The organism is Labedella phragmitis (genome assembly GCF_004078635.1).
Lineage (GTDB): Bacteria > Actinomycetota > Actinomycetes > Actinomycetales > Microbacteriaceae > Labedella > Labedella phragmitis.
Genome location: NZ_RZNB01000008.1, coordinates 75,511 through 98,720, shown reverse-complemented (window position 1 = coordinate 98,720; position 23,210 = coordinate 75,511). Strand labels below are relative to the sequence as shown.

The window sequence follows — 23,210 nt, the reverse complement described above, 5'->3', positions numbered from 1 at the left end:
GAGGCAGTGATCGGCGGGGTCAGCGGCGCGTGCCATCGGCCGGCCGGAAGTGCTCCGGCGGCGTGCGGCGGCCCGAGCGGAACACCTCGAGCGCCTCGTGCGGCGGTGCCGACGAGTACGTGAACAGGGCCGATCCGTCCGTCGCGACGTAGATCCGTCCACCGCCGCGCACGGCGTACGAGACGACGACGGCGTCGTCTTCCGGAAGCAGCGTGTAGCCGAGCGGTGCGTCCGCCGCGATCATGCGCCGCCAGTAGCCCACGCCGATGTCGATCAGGCGCTGCTGGTCGGGAGTCGGGCGTCCCTCTCCCACGACCAGGCCTCCGTCGGACGCCGGGGCCCGACCAGCGGTCGCGTCGCCCTGCGGTTCGGGCGGGGGCACCAGGAGGCCCGTGACCTTCGGCGGACCGGCGACCTGCACGATCAGCGCGATGTGCTCCCAGAGCACCATCTTCTGCAGGTGGTCGGCCGAGTTGCCGCCGCCGAGCGCGAGCAGGGGCACGAACCCGAAGCACTCCTCGACGGCGGGAACGCCATCGCGAGCGGCCGCCGCGGGGTACGGCTGCCGCTCGAACGCCTCGTCGAGCCGCTGCTCGTCCTGCAGCCACTGCGTGAACTGCTCGAGCGTCACAGCGCGGTCCGTGTACTGAACGACACCCCAGCGGAACTTCGCGACCAGGAACGCGCCGTCGTTCCAGATGACGAGGTCGGCGAGCGCCGTGGAGAACAGCACCACCGCGGTCGGTGCCAGCCCCAGCACTCCCTCGGTCATCTGCGCGCCCCGCGCGGGGTCGACGACCCGCACGAAGCCGTCCCCGAGGACCCCGGTGCCGTACCGGCGCCACATCTCCGCCGCCCCCTCGGGAGCGTTCGGTGCGAACCGGGCGATCGTCTCCTCGGAGATCGGAGCCGACGGCTCGAAACGCGCGAAAGTCACCACCGGTTCAGGCCTCCTGATCGAAATCGAATCCGGCATCCCGGAAGGGCTGCACGATGAGATCGAACATCTCGGGAGCCAGGCGGTCGCGAACCAGGATCGCCTGGCCCGCCATGGATGCGTTGGTCGCGAGACGAAGGAACAGACCGGCGTCGTCGAACGCATCGCGCGCTCCCGACTCGGCCCACAGGTCACGGAGAGCCTTGTTGAGGGACTGATTCTGCGCCGCCGAGACCTTGACCGAATCGAGCGTGCGCTGAGCGTCCTTGACATGGGCCGGCCGGGGAACCGGAATCGCGGCGACGACTCGTTGCAGGTCGCCGACCTCGAGCCCCCCGAGCCAGCCCACGAAGCGGTCGATCTGCGCACCGCGCGCACCGAATGTCACAGTCTCGATCCTTGCATCAGATTCGGACATCGATGAAGCGGATCTCCACGCTCGGTCGGGGTGCCGTCACCGGGACGGTCATCACGGTGCCGTGCCCGCGAGCGCTCAGTGGGCACCATGCGGACACCGCGACCCCGCCACCCGGTGCTGGGCGGAACGTAGAGGCTCTCGCGCGGAACCTTGCGGCTCGGAGATCGGAGCCGACGGCTCGAAACGCGCGAAAGTCACCACCGGCTCAGGCCTCCTGGTCGAAATCGAATCCGGCATCCCGGAACGGCCGCACGATGAGATCGAACGTCGCCGGCTCGAGCCGGTGACGCACGAGAACCGCTCGCCCGGCGAGCTGGACGACGTCGGCGAACACGATGAAGTCGGTACCCAGCGCGTCACGGGCATCCGACTGAGACCACATGTCCCGCAGAGACGTGTTGAGCGACTGGTTCGCGGCGGCCGAAGTCCTGACGACCAGCAGTTGCCGCTGCGCGGCCTTGACGTCGGCGGGGCGAGGGCGAGGAAGAAGCCGGAGAGCTGATTGCAGTTGCTCGTCGGATCTGCTGCCCAGCCAATCGATGAACCGGTCGATGGTCGCTCCGCCTGGCCCGAACGTCATAGAACGATCCTGACACCACGAGCGAACATCGACCACCCGGACATCGACCACCCGGATCTCGACCGAGGAGTGGATCCACCCACGCAGCTCCGCGGAAAGCCCGGCCGCCGCGTCACCCAGGTCGGTGCGCAACACCGCGGCATTGCCGAACGGGACGTCGTGCGTGCTGCACCTCGTTGGCGTAGGCCGCCTCCTCGTCCTCCCGACCGGAGGGGGCTGCCCATCCGGATCGTCAGTTCAGCGACCACCACAGCCAGAACAAGCCCGCGAGCCCGCCCCAGAACAGCACGTGGACGACGTAGTCGAACCGGCCCCGCGGCCGCGGCATGCGCCGGCCCGCTGGCGAGACCGCGCCAGCATCCGGCTCGCGGTGGTCACTCCAACGGCCCCAGCCGCCGATCTTCGGCGTCAGTCCGGCGACGAGTGCCTCCAGGGCCGGCAGGACACTCGTCTCCCGGACGGGGACGCCCGCCGCCGCCTCGAGGGAGACGATCGGGATCGGCGAATAGATCAGCAGCCAGTCGTCGACGATCTCGACATCCATGTCCAGCTTCGCGGGGATGGTGAGCACGCGCTCCATCACGTCCGGCGTGAACAGATACAGGGCGTCCGTCTCGTAGCCCTCCGCGACGTGGAGGGCGAACGTCCGGTCGAAATCTCCCTCGAGCCGCAGCCGCTTCCCGTCGGGGAGACCCACGCTGCAGGCGATCAGCCCACCGCCACGGAGGTTCTCGAGCACGATGTGCGGCATCATGCGGTCGAGCCGCACCGCCGCGAAAGCCCACGCCCGCTGTTCGTGGCGCGGGACGTGCACGTTGCCGTAGACGACCTCGCGCGGTCCGTCCTCGCGGTGCACGACCGTGATCCGCGGATCGATCCAGGGGTAGCCGAACACCATGCCCGGGTACGCCGGAGCGGGACGCGCGCTCACAGCGGCACCGGTTCCACGCGGACGTCGCCGACCCGCTCGGCCGGCGAATCCCGCAGCGTCGGACGCACGCTCATCCTCGTCCCCCTCATCGTCATCCTGTACCCATCGTGCCCCGACCCGGCCCAGAAGATCTACGAGCGGGGTGAAGAACCCCGCCTGCGAGCCGTCATCCGCCCGGGGGCACGGGCGGCACGAGGGGTGGGTGTTGACGCGGACGGCGCGGGGATTCGGACGAGTCGGAAGCGGACGAGTCGGAAGCGGACGAGTCGGAAGCGATCATTCCTCAACGCTCGAGGTACCGCGGGATTACTCAACTGCATATCGAGGGCAGCTGCGATGCGAATACGCTATGCGAGTGAACCTCGAGCAACTCCACGGTTTCGTCGCGGTCGCGCGTCTCGGCAACTTCACCCGGGCGGCCGACGAGCTCCACCTCGCGCAGCCGTCCCTCAGCCGCCAGATCGCCGCCCTCGAACAGGATCTCGGCTCACAGCTCTTCCACCGCGCCCGCGGCGGAAGCAGCCTCACGGCCGCCGGGCAGTCGCTGCTCCCGCTCGCCCGCCGCATGCTCGCGGACGCGGACTCGGTCCGTCGTGAGCTCGCCGAACTCGCCGGTCTCGAGCGCGGCCGGGTGCGCCTCGGGGCCACGCCGACGCTCTGCATCAGCCTCGTCGCGGAGGTGCTCAGCGCGTTCCATGCCGACCACCCCGCTATCGAGCTCTCCCTCTCCGAACGAGGATCGCGGCGGCTGCTCGACGAACTCGCGAGCGGCGAACTCGACCTCGCCCTCGTGACGACGTCCGACGATCGCTCCGCCGAGCGGTTCTCGCTCATTCCCCTGCTCGTTGAGGAACTCGTCGTGATCTCGTCGGCGGCCGCCCCGCCGATCGCCGTGGGCCTGGCGATCGACCTCGCCGCTGTCGCCGCTCTCCCGCAGATCGTGTTCAGCTCGTCGTACGACCTCCGCGGCACCACCGACGCGGCGTTCGCGGCGGCCGGGCTGCGTCCCGACGTCGTTCTCGAGGGAGCGGAGATGGACGCCGTGCTGCGGTTCGTCGAACGGGGACTCGGCGTCGCGATCGTTCCGGCGATGGTGCTCATCGACCGGCCGGGGCTCCGCTCCGTGCGGCTCGCCGATCCGCGCCTCACCCGCACGATCAGCCTCGCCCGACCGTCGGACGTCGCCCCCACTCGCGCGGTCGACGTGATGCAGGCGACGATCTCCCGAACCGCCCGCAGCTTCGCCGATCGCGCGGGCGAGACCATGCGCGTGGCGAAACACGGCTGAGACCCGCTAGTCCGTGATGGTCTCGCCACGGCGAGCGCGCCCGAAAAGCGCGTCGAGCACAAGCCCCGCGACACACGCGACGACGATGCCGACGAGCATCGCGAGGAGCGGTTGCCCGTCGAACACCGTCCCGAAGAACACGCCGATGCCGACCGAGTAGGACGCCCACACGATCGCGGCGAGCCCCGCCGTGATGGCGAACCGTCCGCGGGGATACCGGGTGGATCCCGCGACGAAGTTGACGAGGACCCGGCCGCCCGGGATGAACCGGCCGGTCACGATGTAGAGTCCGCCGCGGCGCGCGAGCGCCGCGCGTGCCCACCCGATGCCCTGTGCGACGCGTGCTCGGCGCATCCACCGCCACCGCTCGGGTCCGACACGACGCCCGAGATGGAAGACGAGGTGGTCGCCGACCCAGGCGGCGAGCGCCGCCACCAGGACGAGCGCCCAGAGCGGCGGCCCGGCCGACGCTGAGCTCGTCGCACCAGTGGAGACCGCCGACACCGAGACCGTCGCGACGGCGATCAGCACCGACTCGCTCGGCACGACGGGAAAGACCGCATCGATCAGGCACAGTGCCGCGACGATGAGGAGCAGGTACGGCAGTCCGACGCTCGCCATCACGACGTCCTCGACGGCGGCGGACAGCGCGGCCACCATGTCGGGCACGAGCGCTCCCTCCGGTACTGGTCGCTCCCATGGTGATCGATGCCGGTGAACGCGAGGTGTCCGCGGTCGCCCGGAGGTCCGTCCGGGTATCACGGGATACCCCGCTGGTAGGGGGTGGACACCTCCGTGGAGTGATGTGGCGTGTGGGGCACGCTCCGTACCGTTCAGGAATCGCCACTCAGCGGAGTCGGCGACCGGACCGAATCAGGAGCACGCCATGACCGCCACCCTGCCGACCAGGATCGTCCACCCCATGTCGAACTCGGCGCCTCAGCTCATCATCATCGAATCGTCCGCAGGCGCGCACACACCTCCGCCGATACCACGCGTGACGATCGGGCAGCGCGCCGCGGGGCTCATCGGCACCGTCGTCGCCTTCGTCGCCCTCCTGGTGCTCGGCATCATCGGTGCCGTGTTCACGGCGCTCTGGGCCATCGTCACCCTCGCAAGAAGCGTCGTCCGCGGGCAGGGGCACGGCCGCCGGTCCGGACCGATCGTCGTGCGCGCGACCGGGACCCACCCGACGGGCGCGACCGGCTCGACGCACTCAGCCTGATGTTCGAGTACCTCACCGAGCTCGTCACGGGCGCGGCCGCCTCGCCATGGGTGTTCCTGCTCGTCTTCCTCTTCTGCGCTCTCGACGGGTTCTTCCCGCCGGTGCCGGGCGAGACGATCGTGGTGGCGGTCGCCGCGATCTCCTGGTCGACGGGGACGCCGTGGCTCCCGCTCCTCGTCCTCACGGCGTGGGCCGCCGCATGGGTGGGCGACCTCATCGCGTTCGGGATCGGGCGGCGGTTCAGCCGTCGGATCAGTCGCGAACCGTTCCGCTGGATGCGGCGCGACTCCGTGCGGCGCATCCGCCACGGCATGGATTCGCAACTCGAGACGCGGCCCGTGAGCGTGCTCTTGACCGGCCGCTTCGTTCCCGTCGTGCGCGTCCTCGTCAACATGGCGGCGGGAGCGGGACGGATGCCGCTCTCCCGTTATCTGCCCATCAGCCTGCTGGCCTCCGCCGCATGGACGGCGTGGACGATCGCGCTCGCCGGACTCGCAGGCGTCCTGCTGCCGGCGAATCCGATCCTCTCCGCGGCGCTCGCCGTCGCGATCGCGGTCGCGGTCGGCTGGGGCATCGACCGGATCGCGACGCGTCGCCGTTCCGCCCGCGATCGCCGGCTCGAGCACGAGCAGGAGCAGAAGCTCGAACAGGAGCAGCACGAACAGGAGCACCACGAACAGGAGCACCACGACGGCCGAGGGCTGCAGTTGCGTCCCGAGGGCGCCCGGTAGAACGGGCGCCCTCGGACGGGTGTAGCACTCTCGTTAGAAGGTGCGGGCGGGTTCCGCGTTGCGGGCGGGTTCGGATGCGCGCTTGATGTCGACCTCGACGAGGCGGGGGTCGGCCGTCGTGACGGCGTACTCGCCGCCCGTGATCTCGACCGAGGACGTGGTCTCCTTGTCGGCGCTCGACGGGCCGACCCACAGCTCCACGGACCCCGGCTCGACGATGCGTGCGCCGCTCCGGCCGGTGAAGGCGAAGCGGGTCGTCGGCACGTCGAAGCGCACCACGGCCTCCTCACCGGCCTCGAGCGAGACGCGCGCGTAACCGACGAGCTGGGCGACCGGCCGCGTGACGGAGGCGAAGACGTCGCGTGCGTACAGCTGGACGACGTCCACTCCCGCGTGGTCGCCCGCGTTGCGTACCCGCACGCTCGCGGAGAACGAGCCCCCGGCGACGACGTCGCCGTCGACCGCGAGCTCGCTGCGCTCGAAGCGCGTGTAGCCGAGGCCGAAACCGAAAGGACGCACGGGGGTCGTGTCGGCGCTCGTGATCTCGGATGACCCGCCGAGGATCGGGTGCAGGTACGAGAACGGCTGGGCACCGGCCGAGCGCGGCAGCGACACGGGCAGACGCCCGCTCGGGTGCACGCGCCCCGAGAGGATGCCGGCCAGAGCGCGGCCGCCCTCCTCGCCCGGGAAGAACGCCTGCACGACGGCGGCGGGAGCATCCGCCGTGTCGAGGGCCCACCCGATCGCGTACGGCCGACCCGTGAGAAGGACGAGGACGACGGGCGTTCCCGTCGACTGGACCGCCTCGACGAGTTCGCGCTGCACGCCCGGGAGCTCGAGCGACTCGACGTCGTTGCCCTCCCCGACGGTGCCGCGACCGAAGAGGCCCGCGCGGTCGCCCACGACGACGACGGCGACGTCCGCGTCGCGTGCGACGGCCTGCGCCTCAGCGAAGCCCGAACGGTCGTCACCCTCGACGGCGCAGCCGACGGCGTGCGAGACGACAGAGCCGTCGAGCTCGTCGCGCAGCGATTCGAGCACCGTCGGAAGCTCGATCCCCGCCTCGACGCCGGGATGGTGGGCGAGGACGTGATTGACGAAGGAGTAGCAGCCCATGAGCGCTTCCGACGAGTCGGCGTTTGGCCCGATCACGGCCACGCGGGCGGGCCCCGCCCCCGACGTAGCCGTGCCGCCGAGAGGCAGCACTCCATCGTTCGCGAGCAGCACGACGGACTCCTCGGCGAGCCGCAGCGCGACGGCCCGGTGCTCGGGCGAATCGAGATCGATGCCGGTGGGAGCCTCGTCGAACGTCTCGTCGAGGAGACCGAGCTCCTCCTTCTGGTCGAGCACACGCAGAACGGAGCGATCGACGAGCGCCTCGTCGACGACACCGGCCCGTACGAGCTCGGCGAGTTCGAGGTACGCGTCACCCGTGGGAAGCTCGACGTCGATGCCTGCCTCGAGCGCGAGGGCGGCGGCCTCCCCCGGCGTCGCCGCGACGGCGTGCATGAGGTGGAGGAAGGCGACGGAGAAGTAGTCGGACACGACGACACCGTCGAAGCCCCAGCGCTCGCGCAGGACCTCCGTGAGGTACGTCGGGTCGGCGCCGACGGGGACGCCGTCGATCTCCGCGTACGAGTTCATGACGGAACGGACGCCGCCGTCGAAGACCGCCATCTCGAAGGGCGGCAGCAGCACGTCGGCGATCTCGCGAGGCCCCGCGTGCACGGGCGCGTGATTCCGGCCCGATTGCGACGCGGAGTACCCGACGAAGTGCTTGAGCGTCGCATGCACGCCTTCCGCCTGGAGGCCCCGGACGTAGGCGGTGCCGATCGTGCCGACGACGTAGGGGTCCTCGGCGATGCACTCGTCGACGCGGCCCCAGCGCGGGTCCCGGATCACGTCGAGCACGGGCGCGAGGCCCTGGTGCACGCCGAGCTCACGCATGGACCGGCCGATGAGTCGCGACATCTCCTCGACGAGCTCGGGGTCGAACGACGCGCCCCACGCGAGCGGAGTCGGGAAGGTGGCCGCTTGCCAGGCCGCGAGTCCCGTGAGGCACTCCTCGTGCACGAGTGCGGGGATGCCGAGGCGGGTCTCCGTCACGAGCCGGCGCTGCTCGCGCCACAACCACTCGGCGCGCTCGGCGGGATCGACGGGGCGTGTGCCGTACACGCGCGTGAGCTGACCGAGACCGTGACGGGTGAACTCGTCGTAGCGTGTGCTCGTCGCCATCTCCCCCGCGAGGGGTGCGACGACCTCGTCGCCCTGGTCGACCCAGAAGCCCACGAGCTGCGCGATCTTCTCCTCGAGCGTCATGCTCTCGAGGAGTTCGTGAACGCGCGCCGACACGAGCGCGTCCCCCTCGTCGGTCAGGTGGGGCGCGGCAGCGGCCGTCGCGGGATCGCTCGACGGAGCGGTCGATGAGTCGTGCACGGAGAGGGTCCTTTCGACGGTCATCCCTTGACCGCCCCGGTGAGTCCGCCGACGATGCGGCGTTCGAAGAAGGCGAAGAACAACAGCGCCGGGATCATCGACAACGAAGTGAAGGCGAGCACCTTCGCCGTGTCGACGGAGTACTGCGACGAGAACGCCTGCACGCCGAGCGGCAGGGTGAACGTCGCCTCGTTGTTGAGGATGAAGAGTGGGAGGAGGTAGCTGTTCCAGCTCGCGATGAACGCGAGGATGCCCACCGTGATGACGCCCGGCATCGCGAGCGGCACGACCATGCGCCAGAAGAAGCCGAGCCGACTGCAGCCGTCGATGAACGCGGCCTCCTGGATCTCGTCCGGGATCGCACGCAGGAACGGCACGAGGATGATGATCGTGGTCGGCAGGGCGAAGGCGATCTGCGGCAGGATGACCCCGCCGAGCGAGTTCATGAGTCCCAGGTTCTTCACGAGGATGTAGAGCGGCGTGATGGCCACGGTCATGGGAAACATGAGGCCCGCGGCGAAGATCGCGTACAGCGCTCCCCGTCCCCTGAACCGGTAGCGCGCGAGCACGTAGCTCGCCATGAGTCCGAGGACGACGACTCCGGCGGTGGTAGCGGCACCCGCGATGACGGAGTTGAGCACCTCCTGCCAGAAGATCCCCCCGGTGAGGACGTCGAGGTAGTTCCCGATGTTCCACACCGACGGCCAGCCAGAGGGGTCCGTCGTGATCTCGGAGTTCGTGCGGAAGCCGCCGATGATGATGAACGCGACGGGAGCGAGCATCGCGATGATCACGATGACCGCTGCGACGTATCCGAGCGGGCGGCCCAACCCGCGGCGCACGGGCGCGCGATCATGCCCCCCGCCACGGGGACGGACGCCCGGCATGTTGACGGTCTGGAGCGAAGCGGTCATCGTCCGGCCTTCCCGGTGAGTGCGCCGTCGGTGTCGCGCCGCAGCACGAACCGCTGGTAGATCAGGGCGACGACGAGGGAGATGAGGAAGAGCACGACCGCGACGGCGTTGCCGAAACCGTAGCTCCCGGCGTTGCGGCCGTTCGTGACGAGGTAGGTCGCCATCGTCGACGTGCCCGCCGTGGCCGAGACGTACTGACCCCAGATGATGTAGACGAGGTCGAACAACTGCAGCGCGCCGATGATCGACAGGAACGCCCAGATACGGAGGGTCGGGGCGAGCAGCGGAAGCGTGATCGACCGCTGGATCTGCCAGTACGACGCGCCGTCGATGGCGGCGGCCTCCGACAACTCCTCGGGGATGCCCTGCAGACCCGCGAGGAAGAGGATCACGGCGAAGCCGATGTACTTCCACGTGATGATCGCCATGAGGGTCCAGATGGCGATGTCGGGGTTCGAGAGCCAGTCCTGGGTGAAGGACTCGAGTCCGACCTTCTCGAGGAGGCCGTTGACGGCGCCGTTCGTCTGGAGCATGAGGCTCCAACCGGTTCCGACGACGACCTCGGAGATCACGTACGGCACGAAGATCAGCACGCGGATGATCGACTGGCCGCGCAGCTTCTGGTTCAGCAGCAGCGCGAGCAGGATCGCGACCGGACCCTGGAGCACGAGCGAGAGCACGACGATGATCGCGTTGTGCCGCAAGGCGTCGTGGAACGTCGGGTCCTGGATGATCGTGAGGTAGTTCCGGAAGCCCACGAACTCGGTCGGGACGCCGTACCCCTGCCAGCTGAAGAAGCCGTAGTAGGCCGCCATCACGATCGGGAAGATCACGAAGGCGAGGAACACGATGAGCGCCGGGCCGACGAGGAGCGCGATCTCGGCGCGCGCCCCCCAGACGCCGCCCCTGGCCCGCACGGGGCTCGGGGGCGGCGGCAGGGTCCCGGTGGCCCGGCGGGCCTCGCGATCAGCGAGGTCCGCCGGGGTGTCCGTCTCGTCCGACGAACTCACCTGGGTCTGGAGCATGAGTGACTAGGCCTTCGCTGCCGCGGCGTTGACGGCCTCGACGAGCTCTTCCGGTGTGCTCTTGCCGGCGAGCAGGTCGACGACTCCCACGTTGAGGGCGTTGCCGACGTTGAGGCCGTAGACGGTGTCGAGCCACTGCGAGACGTACGGGGCGGCGTTGTAGGCCTCGAGGATGTCCTGGAGGTACGGCTCGGTGACGGCTTCCTGCGCGACGGTGTTCACGGGCGGAGCGTTGAAGGCCGCGTAGTAGTTCTTCTGCACGTCGCTCGTCGCGAGGTAGTTCAGGAAGTCCACGCACTCCGGCGGAGCGGAGGCCGAGCACGAGTAGCCGTCGACGCCACCCATGATGGCGCCGGCACCCCCGTCGCCGCCCTCGATCTCGGGGAACGGGAACCAGCCGAGGTCCGGGAGCGGCTTCTCGTCGGGGGTCAACGACGCGATGACGCCGGGATTCCAGGCACCCATGAGCTCCATGCCGGCCTGGTGGTTGGCGATGAGACCGGCGGAGCTGCCGGCGCCCTGCTGAGCGGCGGTCGTGAGGAAGCCCTCGTTGAACGGCTCCGTCGCGGCGAAGTCCTCGAGGTCCTCACCGGCGCGGACCCAGCACTCGTCCTCGAAAGACATGGAGTCGGCGGCCTCGGCGAGAGCGTCCTGGCTGCACTCGCGGAGAGCGAAGAAGTAGTACCAGTGGGCGGCCGGCCAGGCGTCCTTACCGCCGAGGGCGACGGGCTGGACGCCCGACTCCTTGAGAGCGGAGACGGCCGAGTCGAGCTCGTCCATCGACGTCGGGGCGGCTTCGATCCCGGCCTCCGTGAAGAGGTCCTGGCTGTAGAAGATGCCGCCGGGGAGAACGGCGACGGGCATCGCCCAGATCTTGTCGTCGAGCGAGTTCGCCGAGAACGATCCCTCGGGGATCTCGGCGGTGGCGTCGTCCGACAGCTTGTCGGTCAGGTCCATGAGCTGACCGGCAGCGACCATGGCGGCCATCTTGCCGCCGCCGCGCTGCAGGAAGACGTCGGGCGCGTCACCCGAGTTGAGGGCGGTCTGGAGTTTGCCGTCGAGGTCCTCGTTCTGGATCGCCTGGGCCTCGATCGTGACGCCCGGGTTCTCCTTCTCGAAGTCGGCGATCGTCTGGTCCCAGAACTCCTGTCCGGGTCCCGTCGTGGAGTTCTGCCAGAGCGTCATGGCGACGCTCCCATCGGAGGAGCCGCCGCCCGAGTCGTTGGAACACGCGCTCAGGGCGAGTGCTCCGAGGAGGAGGGCGGAGGATCCGGCGAGGATCTTGGTGGCCTTCATGAATGGTTCAACCTGTTCTCTTCGTTGAGCGGTGCTGCCCGTCTCCGGGCATCAGCCCGTCTCCGGGCATCAGCCCGTCTCCGGGCATCAGGGGGGGGGTGAATCCGTTCCCCGCGAGGGGACTCGGGTTGAGGCTGACGCCGGCGTCGCTGCTGTGGCGTGTCCCTCGGACCGGCTCAGTCTCACCCGGGCCGCGAAAAGGTGTCAAACGTTTTCGAAAACCATTTCGATGGGGACGGAGAAGGGTGAGATCCGGGCGTATGCTCTCGCCATGGCCCGCCCCACCATCCACGACGTCGCCGCCGCGGCCGGTGTCTCGGTCGCGACCGTGTCGAAGGCCGTGAACGGGCGCTACGGCATCTCGGCGTCCACGGCGCAGCGTGTGCTCGACGTCGTGCACGAACTCGGCTACGAGTCGAGCCTCGTCGCGAGCAGCATGCGATCGCACCGCACCGGCGTCATCGGGGTGCTCGTCGCCGACTTCGAGCCCTTCAGCTCCGAGATCCTCAAGGGCGTGGGCGCGGCCCTGCACCGCTCGCGCTACGACCTGCTCGCCTACAGCGGCACGCGGCAGCGCGACAGTGAAGGGTGGGAGCGCCGCTCGCTCAGCCGCTTGAGCGGAACCCTCATCGACGGCGCCATCATGGTGACGCCCACGGTCGTGACCGCCTCGAGCGACATCCCCGTCGTCGCGATCGACCCGCACACCGGCCGCGCCGATCTGCCCACGGTCGAGTCCGACAGCTTCGCGGGGGCGATGCAGGCGACGCGCCACCTCATCGAGCTCGGCCATCGTCGCATCGGTCTCCTGGGCGGGCGCCCCGATCTACGGTCGTCGATCGCTCGGGAAGCCGGTTACAAACGCGCACTCTCCGAGGCCGGCATCCCGTTCGACCCGTCGCTCGTCCGTATCGGTCTCTATCAGCAGGAGACGTCGCGCGAACCCGCCGTCGCCCTGCTCTCCCTCCCCGACCGCCCGACGGCCGTGTTCGCGGCGAACGACCTCTCCGCGATCGCGATGGTCGAGGTCGCGTCGAACCGAGGACTCTCCGTCCCGCGCGACCTCAGCGTCGTGGGTTTCGACGACATCCCCGAGGCCTCCCAGCTCAACCCCGCGCTCACGACGATCCGTCAGCCGATGCAGAACCTCGGCGCGTCCGCCGCGCACATGCTCATCGCGCTCATGGCCGGCGAGGAGCCGGAGCACATGCACGTGCGTCTTCCGACGCGGCTCGTGCGTCGGGCGACGACGGCCGCTCCGCCCGCCGCGTCGTCGGCGGCGGCGGCTCAGGCGTTGGCATGACGCGCACGTCGCCCGACGTAGCTCACGCGGCGCCGGCCGCTTACTGAGCGCGTAGCACCCCGAGCCGCGCCCCCGTTGGGTTACGTCTCGAGTCGTTCGTTGGGTTGTCGCAGATCCGCTATCAGAAGCCGCCGGGACAGCGGATTCACGCCAACCCAACACGAGACCTCCGCAAGGTCGTGCGCCCGGCTGTCGCGAATCGGCTGTCCGGCGCGGCGACCGAGACCCGGCATCCGCTGGGTTGTCACGAGTCAGCTGTCCGGAGTCGCCGGGATAGCGGACTCGCGCCAACCGAACATCGTCCCGAGCCGAAAACCTGGAACGAAGCACGCCATCGGTCTTGACGAGCGATATTTACCGATATATCTTTGACACATCGCAACAGTCGTCGAATATGTGAAGACGTCGTCGCGACCCACGAACTCACCCCAACCCGAAAGGAGCGCCCATGCGCCCCCACGATCACCAGAACCACCGCGATGACGACCGGCGTTCCGGTCACGACCGCCGGCACGACCTCCACCACGAGGGCGGCCGACGGCACCCCCACTTCCAGCCCGACCACCCTCACCGGGGGCCCGGCGGGGACTGGCGGCACGACTTCCCATTCGGCTTCGGTCCGGGATTCCGACCCGGTCCCGGCTTCGGTCCCGGCCGTGGCGGACGCGGACGGGCCCGCCGCGGCGACGTCCGCCTCGCCATCCTGTCCCTCCTGGTCGACGGACCCTCGAACGGCTACGGGCTCATCAAGAGCATCGCCGAGCGCAGCGAGGGCACGTGGCGACCGAGCCCCGGTTCGGTCTACCCGACCCTGCAGCAACTCGTCGACGAGGACCTCATCGTCGCAGACGAATCGAGCTCCAAGACGGTCTTCGCGCTCAGCGAGACCGGGCGGGCCTACGTCGCGGAGAACACGGAGGCGATCGACGCCGCCTGGGCCGCCACGACCGACAAGAGCGAGGGGGAGGACGCCTTCCAGACCAGCATGATGAAGCTCATGCGCGTCATGAAGCCGTTCCTCCACGACGCGACCGACGCCCAGCGGACGGCCGCAGCGGAGAAGCTCGATGAGACCCGTCGCGCCCTCTACGCCATCCTCGCGGAATAGCCCCGCACCGTCGGCCGGGCAGCAGCCGACCGCGCCAGGTTCAGCCGAGCGTGCCACGGACTCGTGGCGCGCTCGGCTCGTCGTGTGGCGCCCGGGGTCACGCGGCGGACCGGTGCTCTGCGGGGCAGCGGCACTCGGCGAGGCGCTGGGGCGCGTGGACCTACAGGCCCTCGGCGATCTCCCTGATGGCGGCGAGGCGGCGGTCCCACTCGGCGCCGATCGCATCGAGTCGACGCGCGGTCGCACTGAGCCGGGAGGCGAGGACGCGATAGCGGACCTCCCGGCCCGCGCGGACCGCTTCCACGAGACCCGCGCCCTCGAGCACCGACAAGTGGCGCGCGATCGCCTGCCGGGTGACGGGCAGGCGACCGGCGAGCGCCGAGGCCGAGGCCTCGCCGTCGCCGAGCGCCTCGAGGACGCTCCACCGCGTCTCGTCACCGAGAGCGGCGAACACCGGAACGAGCGTCTCGGTGCTCATGCGCGGTCGTTGCCCGCGCCGCCGGTCGCCGTATCAACATTCGACGCCTCGCCCTCGACGAGCGCCGCGAGCTTGTCGAGCTCGATGTTCCATCCTTGACGGTGGCTCTCGAGATTCGCCAGCGGGTCGGAGGTCGCCTCGAAGCCCGCCTCGACGACGGTGAGGAGGGTCCCCGTCGACACGGACTCGAGTGTGAACGTGAAGACCGTCGGCTGCGCATCCTCGAGAGAGACGGGCGCCGTATCGCTCGCGTCGTCGTTGCCCCAGCTGTAGGAGATCGAGCGCGGCGCGTCGACGGCTTCCACACGGATGGGGATCGGCGCATGCTCTGGCCACGAGATGGTGCCGCTCGCTCCGGGCCCCGAACCGTCGAGCACGAGTCGACCGAACCACCGCGACACGTGCTCCGGCTCGGTCACGGCCGCCCACACCTTCTCGAGGGGGGCCGCGATCGCGATGCTGCGACGGACGGTGAACGCGCCCGCATCGACGACGGACTGATCGTTCTCGATCGCGCTCATGTGTAATCCTCCTGGTCTCGGTGCGGAGCATCGGTGCTCCGTCTTGTGCAACTGAATCATTGCAGGAAGCAGGGTCGGACGCAACCATCATGTTGCAGGTCGAGACGTCGCTCGACGGGGTCGACTGGTCCGTCGGCGAAACAGCGTCGGCCACTGACGCACGAACCGCGTCCCCCGCACGCGCGATCCCCGGCGCACCGAATACTCTGGGAAGGACGCGGCGGCGCGTCGGACTGCAAGGAGGCAGCGAGAATGAGCCGATCCCTTCCCTCCCCCTCGATGGAGAACCACGTGGGCGTCTGCTTCGACGAGTGGATCCGCCTCGTCGGCAACCGCTTCGTGCCTCTCACCCTCACGACGCTCGATCCGGAGGGCTTCTCGGGCACGCTCCGCACGCGCTACGTCGACGGCACATGCGTGACCGACATCGCGGCCTCGTCGCACAGCGTGCACCGCCTCGCGCAAGCGATCACCGACGAGGACCCCCATCACTTGAAGCTCAGCATGCAGCTCGAGGGCACGGGGCTCGTCCTGCAGGACGGCCGCAGCGCCCAGCTCCGACCGGGCGACGTCGCGATCTACGACACGACGCGGCCGTACACGCTCGAGTACGAGGGGGCGATGCGGTCCCTCGTGATGATGTTCCCGCACAGCATGCTCGGTCTCTCCGCCAACCTCGTTCACACGACGACCGCGGTGCGACTGCGCGGCGACACCGGACTCGGCCGGGTGATCTGCCCGTTCATGCAGCACATCGCCGAGAACCTCGACCAGCTCGAGGGCGTCAACGGCGCTCGCATCGTGCGGAGCGCGTTCGACCTCATCACCGCCCTGCTCTCGGCGGAGCTGCAGACCACGACGACGCGCGAGCCGTGGCTCGTAGCGGTCGACGCCGTCTCGCAGTACATCGACGCGCACCTCGACGACCCGGACCTCAACACCGACGCGATCGCGCGCGCCCACTTCATCTCGCCCCGACAGCTGCAGTACCTCTTCCAGGAGGAGGGCACGACGGTGTCCGCGTACATCCGCGGCCGCCGCCTCGAGCACTGTCGCATCGACCTCGGCGACCCGGCGCTCGCCTCCCGCTCGATCATCCAGGTCGCGCAATCGTGGGGGTTCGTCGATCCGAGCCACTTCAGCAAGCTCTTCAAGTCGGCGTTCGGTCACAGCCCGCGGGAGTACCGGCAGCTGCACCTCGGCCTCGCCGTCTCCGCCTGATCGCTCGACCCGAGGAACCGTCATGACACCCATGGAGATCGTCCAGGACCACTACATCGCCTCGCGCGACGGCGCCGTCGATCGCGCGTTCGCCGCGATCGACGACGCGACCGAGTGGACCGAGACGGCGGGCTCCGCCTACGCAGGGACGTTCATCGGGCGCCAGGCGATCATCGAGAACGTGTTCGCCAGGATCGGCGCCGAGTGGGATGGCTTCGGACTCGACGACCTCGATCTCATCGCCTCGGGCGACCGCGTCGTCGCGACGGGCTGGTATGTCGGCACGTTCCGGGGCACCGGCGCCGCCATGCGCGCACGCTTCGTGCATCTCTGGCATGTCGAGGGCGACCGCGTCGCGCGCTTCGAGCAGGTCGTCGATTCCGCCACGCAGAACGCCGCGATGTAGCGCCCTCCACTGTGCGCGCACGCACATTACGCGTGCGCCGGTGTCCGAGCCGAACCGCCGGAGAGCGGATTGACTGGCCGGGACACCCCTGAGGAGGAACTCATGACCGAGACACGGCCAGCAACGTTGCTGGATGAGATCACCGTCGCCCCCGAGTCGGGACGAGCGATCCCCGACGCCGCGACGCGCGAGACCATCGGCTACGCGCCCATCCACTCGACCGAGCACCTGGACGCCGCGATCGAGCGCGCCCGGGCGGCACAACCGGCCTGGGCCGCCTTGCCGGTGGAGGAACGCTCCGCGATACTGCACCGCGCGGCGGACGAGATCGACGCTCACGCCGAAGAGCTCGCCCAGATCATCGCGCGCGAGCAGGGCAAGCCGCTCAACGGTCCCGGCGCCCGATTCGAGGCCGGCGGCTGCGCCGTCTGGCTCCGGAACGCCGCGGACACGACACTCGAGCCCGAGGTGCTCTTCGAAGCCGACGGCACCCGCTCGGAGCTGCACTACGCGCCGCTCGGCGTCGTCGGGGCGATCAGCCCCTGGAACTGGCCCGCCCTCATCGCCATGTGGCAGATCGCGCCGTCGCTCCGAATGGGGAACGCGGTCGTCGCGAAGCCGAGCGAGTACACGCCGCTGAGCGTCCTCGCGGTCGCGGCCCTCATGAATCGCCACCTGCCCGACGGCCTCCTCACGGTCGTCGCGGGGGGCCGGGACGTCGGCGAGGCGATCGCCGGTCACCCCGGCCTCGACAAGGTCATGTTCACGGGGTCCACCGCTACCGGCCGCTCGATCATCCGGAGCTCGGCCGACAACCTCGCGCGCCTCACCCTCGAGCTCGGCGGCAACGACGCCGGCATCGTGCTCCCCGGGACCGACATCGACGCGATCGCCCAGAACCTGTTCTGGGGCATCTTCATCAACACGGGCCAGACGTGCGCCGCCTTGAAGCGCCTCTACGTGCACGACAGCCAGTACGACGCCGTCGTCGACGCCCTCGCGACGATCGCCGAGAGCACGCCGATGGGAGCGGGCGTCGACGAGGGCAGCGCTCTCGGACCGCTGTCGACCTCGCAGCAGTTCGACATCGTGTCCGGCCTCGTCGACGACGCCCGCGAGCGCGGCGCACGCATCGTCACGGGTGGCGAGGCGGCTCCGGAGCTGGGGCCGCACTTCTACCGCGCGACCGTCGTCGCCGACATCGAGGACGGCGCGCCGCTCGTCGACACGGAGCAGTTCGGACCGGTCATCCCGGTGATCCGCTACAGCGACGTGGACGACGCGATCGCGCGAGCGAACGCCTCGGATCAGGGGCTCGGCGCGTCCGTCTGGGCGGACGACCCCGAGGCCGCGATGGCGATCGCCGCTCGCCTCGAGGCCGGCACCGTCTGGATCAACCAGCACGGCACGCTCAACCCGCTCGTCCCCTTCGGCGGCGTGAAGGGCTCGGGCTACGGGATGGAGTTCGGTCGCGAAGGCCTCAAGGCCGTCGCCGCGCCGAAGGTCATCACCCGGACGGTCGCCGCGCTGTAGACCACCGATACGCAGCACCGAGGGGGCGTCGCCACGAGGCGACGCCCCCTTCTCCCGCTCCCCTCTCCCCCCTGAATATCCCCTCCGTGCACGAAAATACGTGCCCGCACGGGATATTCAGGGGGGAGAGCGGGGTACGAGGACGGCGGGTGCCCTCAGGATCGAGGGCACCCGCCGTTGCTGTGGACGTGTGCGGGACGCGTGTCGGTTCAGCGAGCCGCGAACTGGTCCTCGCAATCGAGCGTCGCGTCGGTGTACTCGAGGTCGTCGTACTCCTCGAGGTGCGACAGGTACTCGTCGAGCACGCCCTCAGCATCGGAGAGCCCCTGGCCCTTCACGAGCTCGATCCACTGCTGCTGCGTACTGTCCTCGACCTCGGTCGACCATTCCTCGGTCGCCGAGTCCTCCCACGCGGTGAATTCCTCGACCGTCGAGGCGTCGAGCATCTGCTGGCACTGGTCGGCCGCTTGCGTGTTGAAGGCCTCGATGCCCTCACCCGTGTTGAGCTCCTCCGTGACGTCGTCGACGATGCCCTTCAGGTCCTCCGGAAGACCGTCGTAGGCGTCGGCGGAGAACCACATGCCGAACGTCGAGTACTGCCCGAATCCGGGATCCGTCCAGTAGGGCAGGAGCTCCATGAGCTTGTAGTTCACGGGGAAGTCGATGGCGCCGCCGATCGAATTGATGACGCCGCGCTGCACCGCCTCGTAGGTCTCCGGGGCGGTGATCGCCTGGATGTTGACGCCGGCGCCCGAGAGCACCTGCTGCACGATCGGCCCGGATGCGCGCATCTGGAGACCGGACAGCCCGCTCTTCTCGGTCACGGGCTCCGGTGTGCCGAGGAGGAGTCGACCGACGGGCCACGTGCCGACGTGGTGGAGGCCGTTGTCGGCCATGACCTCCATGGCGGGCTCGTAGTCCGCGTGAATGTCGTAGAGCGAGCGCATGATCGCCGCCGAGTTCTGACTGAGGAACGGGATGCTCACCATGCTCGCCGACGGGAAGTACTGCGGCGTGTAGTCCGGCACGGTCACGCCGATCTGGGCGCGGCCGTCGCGCACGCACTCGACGACCTCGGCCGCCTTGCAGATGGCCTCGGGAGCGGTGCGCTCGAACGCGATGCGACCGTCGGTCTCCTCCTCGATGCGGTCGAGGTACCAGTCCTGGACGGCCGCGTTGGGCGTCCCCGGCTGTGCCGCGGTGGAGAGCGTGAACTCGAACGACTCGTCGGAGCCGCCCGATCCGCCCTCGGCGACGACGCCGGAGCAGCCGGCGAGGGTCAGGAAAGAGAAGGCGACGGCAGCGGCGGCGAGTCGCGTTCGCCTCGATCGGGTGGTCGTGCGGTGGGGAAACATCATCGTTCCTTTCATGGGGGCGTCCTCACCCGGCGTTGGGTGAGACGAGTGAGGGCAGGAGGAGGGAGATCTGGGGGAAGAGGAAGAGCACGGCCGTGACCGCGAGGTCGACGAGGAACAGCGGCAGGATGCCCTTGAACACGGTCTCGGTCTTGACACCCGTCGCCCCCGCCACGACGAAGGCGTTGATGCCGACCGGTGGTGTGACCATGCCGATCTCGATGAGCTTGACGACCATGATCCCGAGCCAGACGGGTTCGAACCCGAACTCGACGGCGATCGGGTAGAGGATCGGCACCGTGATGACGAGGATCGAGAGCGACTCGAGCACCATCCCGAGCGGGATGAGGCACGCGAGGAGCAGCGCCATCGCGAGCATCGGCGCGAGGCCGAGGCCCGTGACCCAATCCGTGACCGCCTCGGGAACGCGAGCGGCGATGAAGAAGGCCGAGAGTATCGACGACCCCACGACGATGAAGAACACCATCGACGTGGTGGAGCCGGTGTCGAGGAGCGCCCCCTTGATCTGCGACAGGATGACGCGCATGCCGTCCTTCCGGTTCTCGACGATGAGGATGACGACGGACGCGAGGGCGCCGATCGCGGCGGATTCCGTCGACGTGAAGACGCCCGAGTACATGCCGCCGAGCACGATCGTGAACAGGATCGCGATGTAGACGACGCCGCGCCAGTGGAGGTCGCGCAACCGGGTCACGTCGGCGGACGCTGCGGCGGACGAGGCGCCCGGAGTGGTCGACGTGGTCGTGCGGCTGGTGGCCGTCCGGGTATCGACAGCCTCGACCGTCGCGGTGGCACCGCGGGCCGAGCCCTCGCCGAAGCGGACCCGATCGCCCGCCCGTTCCGCACCGCCACGACGACCGGCGGCTTCGAGGCGAGCCGCGGCGGAGGCGTCGAGCCTGGCGCGGGCCACCGCGTTGCCGAGGTCGTCGGAGTCCGTCGATCGGCCGATGCGGCGAGCGCCGAACGTCATGATGTACGCGATGTAGGCGGCTGCCGAGAGCAGTCCCGGCAGCACACCGGCGGCGAGGACCTGCGCGACGGACGTGTTCGTCATGATCGCGTAGAGCACGAGGAACGTGCTCGGCGGGATCATCACGCCGAGAGTGCCGGAGACGGCGACGAGCGCTGTCGCGGTGCTCGCGGGGTAGCCGTGCGACCGCATCTGCGAGACCGAGAGCTTCGACATCGTCGCGGCGGTCCCGATGCTCGATCCGGACACGGCGGCGAAGCCCGCGCACGCCATGACGGTCGCGACGCCGAGCCCGCCTGGCGCTCGTCCCACGACGTGGTTGGCGACGGCGAAGACGTACTCGGCGACGCGCGCCCGAACGGCGAAGAGTCCCATGAGGATGAACATCGGCACAATCGTGAGGCTGTAACTGTACGTCGTCGAGAAGGGGGCGGAACCCAGCACATCCGTGGCGTAACCCGTGCCCTTCAGGAGCATGAGCCCGAGCGCTCCCGTGACCCCGAGAGCGAGAGCGATCGGCATCTTGATCGCGAGGAGGACGAGCAGGACGAGGATGGCGAGTCCCACGACGGCGGCGACGGTCATGACCTGTCGCTCCCTTCAGCTGATGGCGGCACGATCGACGGCTGGTCGTCGGCGTCGTCGCCGAACGGGATGCGGCCGGAGACCGAGCGGGCGAGGTTGACGGCGGAGACGAGCAGGAACGCAGCGAGTCCCGCGACGAGGAACCAGCGCCACGGCCAGCCCGGCCAGTCGATGAGGCCGAATGCCGTCTCGCGGCGTTCCGTGGCGTCGATGGCGCGCGTCACCGACGCGTACAGCATCCACGCCACGACGGTCGTCGAGAGCGTCCAGACGATGACGTCGAGCAAGCGGTTCGCGCCGCGACCGAGCCGATCGGAGACGAGACGGACCGACACGTGATCGCCCGTGATGCCGGCCCACGCGAGTCCGAAGAAGACCGCGATGACGAGGCACGACTGTGCGACCTCGAGGGTGCCGGGCACCGTCGCGCGCGACGTGAATCGCACGACGACGTTGAGCGCCGTCGAGAGCATCACGACGACGATGGCTCCGGCGGCGGCGATCGCGAGGAGTCGCGAGAGACCGACGACGGCTCGTTCGATCCGCGGCAGTCCCTCGACGCGGGGTTCGCTGCTCACCGCCTCTCCCAGAAGGAGTAGGCGACGGTGTGGTCGACGTTGCCGAGGTCGTCGAGGGCGTCTCCGAGAGCCTCGGTGACGGCGTCGCACACGGGTGCGGCGTGGCCGACGGCCTGCTGCATGGAGCGCGCGATGCGCACGTCCTTCGTCATGAGGGGGAGCGCGAAGCCCGACGCGAACGCCCCGTCGACGATGTGCGCCTGGAGCACGTGCGTCGTGACGAAGCTCTGCCCCGTCGATGCGTTGAGGATCTGGACCATGGTCGAGCGGTCGAGGCCGAAGCGCTCTCCCGCGACGAGCGTTTCACTCGACGCCGTGTACGCCGCGGCGGCGACGAAGTTGTTGAGCGCCTTCATGGCGTGCCCCGTGCCGAGCTTGCCTGTCCGGAAGATCCGCTGGCTCATGGCGTCGATGACGGGCACTGCGCGTTCGGCCGCCGCGTCGTCATCCGATCCGAGCATGATCGCGAGGGTCCCGGCGATCGCCCGTTCCCGCGCGCCGGAGACCGGGGCGTCGACCATCACGAGCCCGGACTCGGCGAGGATGCGCCCCGTCTCGACCGTCTCCACGGGGTCCGACGAACTCATGTCGACGACGACGGTGCCCGCACGAAGCGCGGGATCAGCCCGCCCGTCGTCGCCCACGAGGACGGAGCGCACGATCGCGCTCGTCGGCAGCATGCAGACGATCACACCGGCGCGAGCGAGGCCCGCGACGTCCTCGGCGCCCTCTGCTCCGAGTTCGGCGGCGACGCGCGCGGTCGTGGCCGGGTCCGCGTCGTAGACGATCGTGTCGAAGCCCGCTCGCACGACGTTGCTCACCATCGGGTGCCCCATCGTCCCGAGGCCGATGAAGCCGACGACGGGTCGGATCGTTTCGGTCATGGTGTCGTCCTCCGTGCCGCTCACGCCGCTGCTTCGCCGTCGAGGTCGGTCTCGATGCCCTGCTCCGCGAGGACTTCGGTGAGCGCACGCATGCCCTCGACGGCCGAGGGGATGCCGCAGTAGAGGATCGAGTGCACGACGAGCTCGCGCAGTTCCACGGGCGTCACGCCGTTCGCGAGCGCTCCGCGGAGGTGCACGCGGATCTCGTGCGACTTGCCCGTGGCGATGAGGATCGCGAGCGTGATCTTGCTCCGATCGGTGATGCTCAGCCCGGGGCGCTGCCAGATGTCGCCGAAGCAGTACCGCGTGACGAAATCCTGCAGCTTGTCGTCGAGGTCCGTGGTGTTGTCGACCTGGCCCTCGGCTCCGGCCGAGCCGAACATGTGCCGACGTTGGGCGATCCCCGCTTCGAAGAGCGGATCGTTCCTGATCATGCGTGGTCCCTTTCGTGGTGACACGGAACCGA

Annotated in this window: 24 protein-coding genes; 8 read left to right on the top strand and 16 right to left on the bottom strand. The window is 69.4% G+C overall.

From position 1 onward, the window contains the following. Positions 1-19: 19 nt before the first annotated feature. From ELQ90_RS15905 to ELQ90_RS15895, 4 genes are all read right to left on the bottom strand, one after another. A complete protein-coding gene (locus ELQ90_RS15905) occupies positions 20-940 on the bottom strand; it encodes a T6SS immunity protein Tdi1 domain-containing protein (protein ID WP_166409129.1) in 921 nt (306 codons plus the stop codon). A 4-nt stretch (positions 941-944) separates the two neighbouring features. Then, positions 945-1,325, bottom strand: coding sequence for a hypothetical protein (locus ELQ90_RS16720; RefSeq protein WP_166409127.1), 381 nt, complete (start codon positions 1,323-1,325; stop codon positions 945-947). 235 nt (positions 1,326-1,560) lie between these two features. After that, positions 1,561-2,070, bottom strand: coding sequence for a hypothetical protein (locus tag ELQ90_RS15900; protein ID WP_128496283.1), 510 nt, complete (start codon positions 2,068-2,070; stop codon positions 1,561-1,563). 97 nt (positions 2,071-2,167) lie between these two features. Then, positions 2,168-2,866 carry a hypothetical protein gene (locus tag ELQ90_RS15895; RefSeq protein WP_128496282.1) on the bottom strand — a complete coding sequence of 233 codons (699 nt, stop codon included), beginning with the start codon at positions 2,864-2,866 and terminating at the stop codon, positions 2,168-2,170. Between the two features lie 349 nt (positions 2,867-3,215). On the opposite strand from ELQ90_RS15895, the gene ELQ90_RS15890 reads away from it, so the two are divergent. Further along, on the top strand, positions 3,216-4,154 hold the full coding sequence (locus ELQ90_RS15890; RefSeq protein ID WP_128496281.1) for a LysR family transcriptional regulator: 939 nt from the start codon (positions 3,216-3,218) through the stop codon (positions 4,152-4,154). Between the two features lie 6 nt (positions 4,155-4,160). Here ELQ90_RS15890 and ELQ90_RS15885 read toward each other — a convergent pair whose 3' ends face one another. Then, entirely contained in the window at positions 4,161-4,814 is a 654-nt protein-coding gene (locus ELQ90_RS15885) for a DedA family protein (RefSeq protein WP_243696226.1), read from the bottom strand. Positions 4,815-5,040: 226 nt separating this feature from the next. Between ELQ90_RS15885 and ELQ90_RS15880 the strand changes: the two genes are divergently transcribed. After that, positions 5,041-5,379, top strand: a complete 339-nt coding sequence (locus tag ELQ90_RS15880) for a hypothetical protein (RefSeq protein ID WP_128496279.1) — start codon at positions 5,041-5,043, stop codon at positions 5,377-5,379. Then, on the top strand, positions 5,379-6,110 hold the full coding sequence (locus ELQ90_RS15875) for a DedA family protein (protein ID WP_128496278.1): 732 nt from the start codon (positions 5,379-5,381) through the stop codon (positions 6,108-6,110). The genes ELQ90_RS15880 and ELQ90_RS15875 overlap by 1 nt, the downstream gene beginning before the upstream one ends. A gap of 33 nt (positions 6,111-6,143) precedes the next feature. On the opposite strand, the gene ELQ90_RS15870 is transcribed toward ELQ90_RS15875, so the two are convergent. The 4 genes from ELQ90_RS15870 to ELQ90_RS15855 form a co-directional block, all read right to left on the bottom strand. Next, positions 6,144-8,486, bottom strand: coding sequence for a beta-xylosidase/alpha-l-arabinosidase (locus tag ELQ90_RS15870; protein WP_481808282.1), 2,343 nt, complete (start codon positions 8,484-8,486; stop codon positions 6,144-6,146). A gap of 80 nt (positions 8,487-8,566) precedes the next feature. Then, complete coding sequence (locus ELQ90_RS15865) at positions 8,567-9,460, bottom strand: carbohydrate ABC transporter permease (protein ID WP_128496276.1); 894 nt, start codon at positions 9,458-9,460, stop codon at positions 8,567-8,569. Next, the gene (locus ELQ90_RS15860) at positions 9,457-10,485 is read right to left on the bottom strand and encodes a carbohydrate ABC transporter permease (RefSeq protein WP_128496275.1); all 1,029 of its coding nucleotides are present in this window, start codon (positions 10,483-10,485) and stop codon (positions 9,457-9,459) included. The genes ELQ90_RS15865 and ELQ90_RS15860 overlap by 4 nt, the downstream gene beginning before the upstream one ends. Positions 10,486-10,491: 6 nt before the next feature. Beyond that, entirely contained in the window at positions 10,492-11,781 is a 1,290-nt protein-coding gene (locus ELQ90_RS15855) for an extracellular solute-binding protein (protein ID WP_128496274.1), read from the bottom strand. A 271-nt stretch (positions 11,782-12,052) separates the two neighbouring features. Between ELQ90_RS15855 and ELQ90_RS15850 the strand changes: the two genes are divergently transcribed. Both ELQ90_RS15850 and ELQ90_RS15845 read left to right on the top strand, forming a co-directional pair. Continuing rightward, positions 12,053-13,084, top strand: coding sequence for a LacI family DNA-binding transcriptional regulator (locus tag ELQ90_RS15850; protein WP_128496273.1), 1,032 nt, complete (start codon positions 12,053-12,055; stop codon positions 13,082-13,084). 448 nt (positions 13,085-13,532) lie between these two features. Then, entirely contained in the window at positions 13,533-14,192 is a 660-nt protein-coding gene (locus ELQ90_RS15845) for a PadR family transcriptional regulator (protein WP_128496272.1), read from the top strand. A 160-nt stretch (positions 14,193-14,352) separates the two neighbouring features. On the opposite strand, the gene ELQ90_RS15840 is transcribed toward ELQ90_RS15845, so the two are convergent. Continuing rightward, a complete protein-coding gene (locus ELQ90_RS15840; protein WP_128496271.1) occupies positions 14,353-14,670 on the bottom strand; it encodes an ArsR/SmtB family transcription factor in 318 nt (105 codons plus the stop codon). Continuing rightward, positions 14,667-15,191 carry an SRPBCC family protein gene (locus ELQ90_RS15835; RefSeq protein ID WP_128496270.1) on the bottom strand — a complete coding sequence of 175 codons (525 nt, stop codon included), beginning with the start codon at positions 15,189-15,191 and terminating at the stop codon, positions 14,667-14,669. Before ELQ90_RS15835 ends, ELQ90_RS15840 begins: the two co-directional genes overlap by 4 nt. Positions 15,192-15,443: 252 nt before the next feature. On the opposite strand from ELQ90_RS15835, the gene ELQ90_RS15830 reads away from it, so the two are divergent. From ELQ90_RS15830 to ELQ90_RS15820, 3 genes are all read left to right on the top strand, one after another. After that, positions 15,444-16,412, top strand: coding sequence for an AraC-like ligand-binding domain-containing protein (locus tag ELQ90_RS15830; protein WP_128496269.1), 969 nt, complete (start codon positions 15,444-15,446; stop codon positions 16,410-16,412). A 22-nt stretch (positions 16,413-16,434) separates the two neighbouring features. Further along, entirely contained in the window at positions 16,435-16,818 is a 384-nt protein-coding gene (locus tag ELQ90_RS15825) for a nuclear transport factor 2 family protein (protein ID WP_128496268.1), read from the top strand. Between the two features lie 102 nt (positions 16,819-16,920). Then, positions 16,921-18,351: an aldehyde dehydrogenase family protein gene (locus ELQ90_RS15820; protein ID WP_128496267.1), complete on the top strand. Its 1,431-nt coding sequence runs from the start codon at positions 16,921-16,923 to the stop codon at positions 18,349-18,351. A 209-nt stretch (positions 18,352-18,560) separates the two neighbouring features. Here the strand turns inward: ELQ90_RS15820 and ELQ90_RS15815 are convergent, their stop codons facing one another. The 5 genes from ELQ90_RS15815 to ELQ90_RS15795 are packed head-to-tail and all read right to left on the bottom strand — an operon-like array spanning position 18,561 to position 23,178. Continuing rightward, a complete protein-coding gene (locus tag ELQ90_RS15815; protein ID WP_128496266.1) occupies positions 18,561-19,721 on the bottom strand; it encodes a TRAP transporter substrate-binding protein in 1,161 nt (386 codons plus the stop codon). Between the two features lie 10 nt (positions 19,722-19,731). Continuing rightward, a complete protein-coding gene (locus tag ELQ90_RS15810; protein ID WP_128496265.1) occupies positions 19,732-21,282 on the bottom strand; it encodes a TRAP transporter large permease in 1,551 nt (516 codons plus the stop codon). Beyond that, complete coding sequence (locus ELQ90_RS15805) at positions 21,279-21,860, bottom strand: TRAP transporter small permease (protein WP_128496264.1); 582 nt, start codon at positions 21,858-21,860, stop codon at positions 21,279-21,281. Before ELQ90_RS15805 ends, ELQ90_RS15810 begins: the two co-directional genes overlap by 4 nt. Next, entirely contained in the window at positions 21,857-22,744 is an 888-nt protein-coding gene (locus ELQ90_RS15800) for an NAD(P)-dependent oxidoreductase (RefSeq protein ID WP_128496263.1), read from the bottom strand. Before ELQ90_RS15800 ends, ELQ90_RS15805 begins: the two co-directional genes overlap by 4 nt. Positions 22,745-22,764: 20 nt before the next feature. Further along, on the bottom strand, positions 22,765-23,178 hold the full coding sequence (locus ELQ90_RS15795) for a carboxymuconolactone decarboxylase family protein (RefSeq protein ID WP_128496262.1): 414 nt from the start codon (positions 23,176-23,178) through the stop codon (positions 22,765-22,767). Positions 23,179-23,210 lie beyond the last annotated feature (32 nt).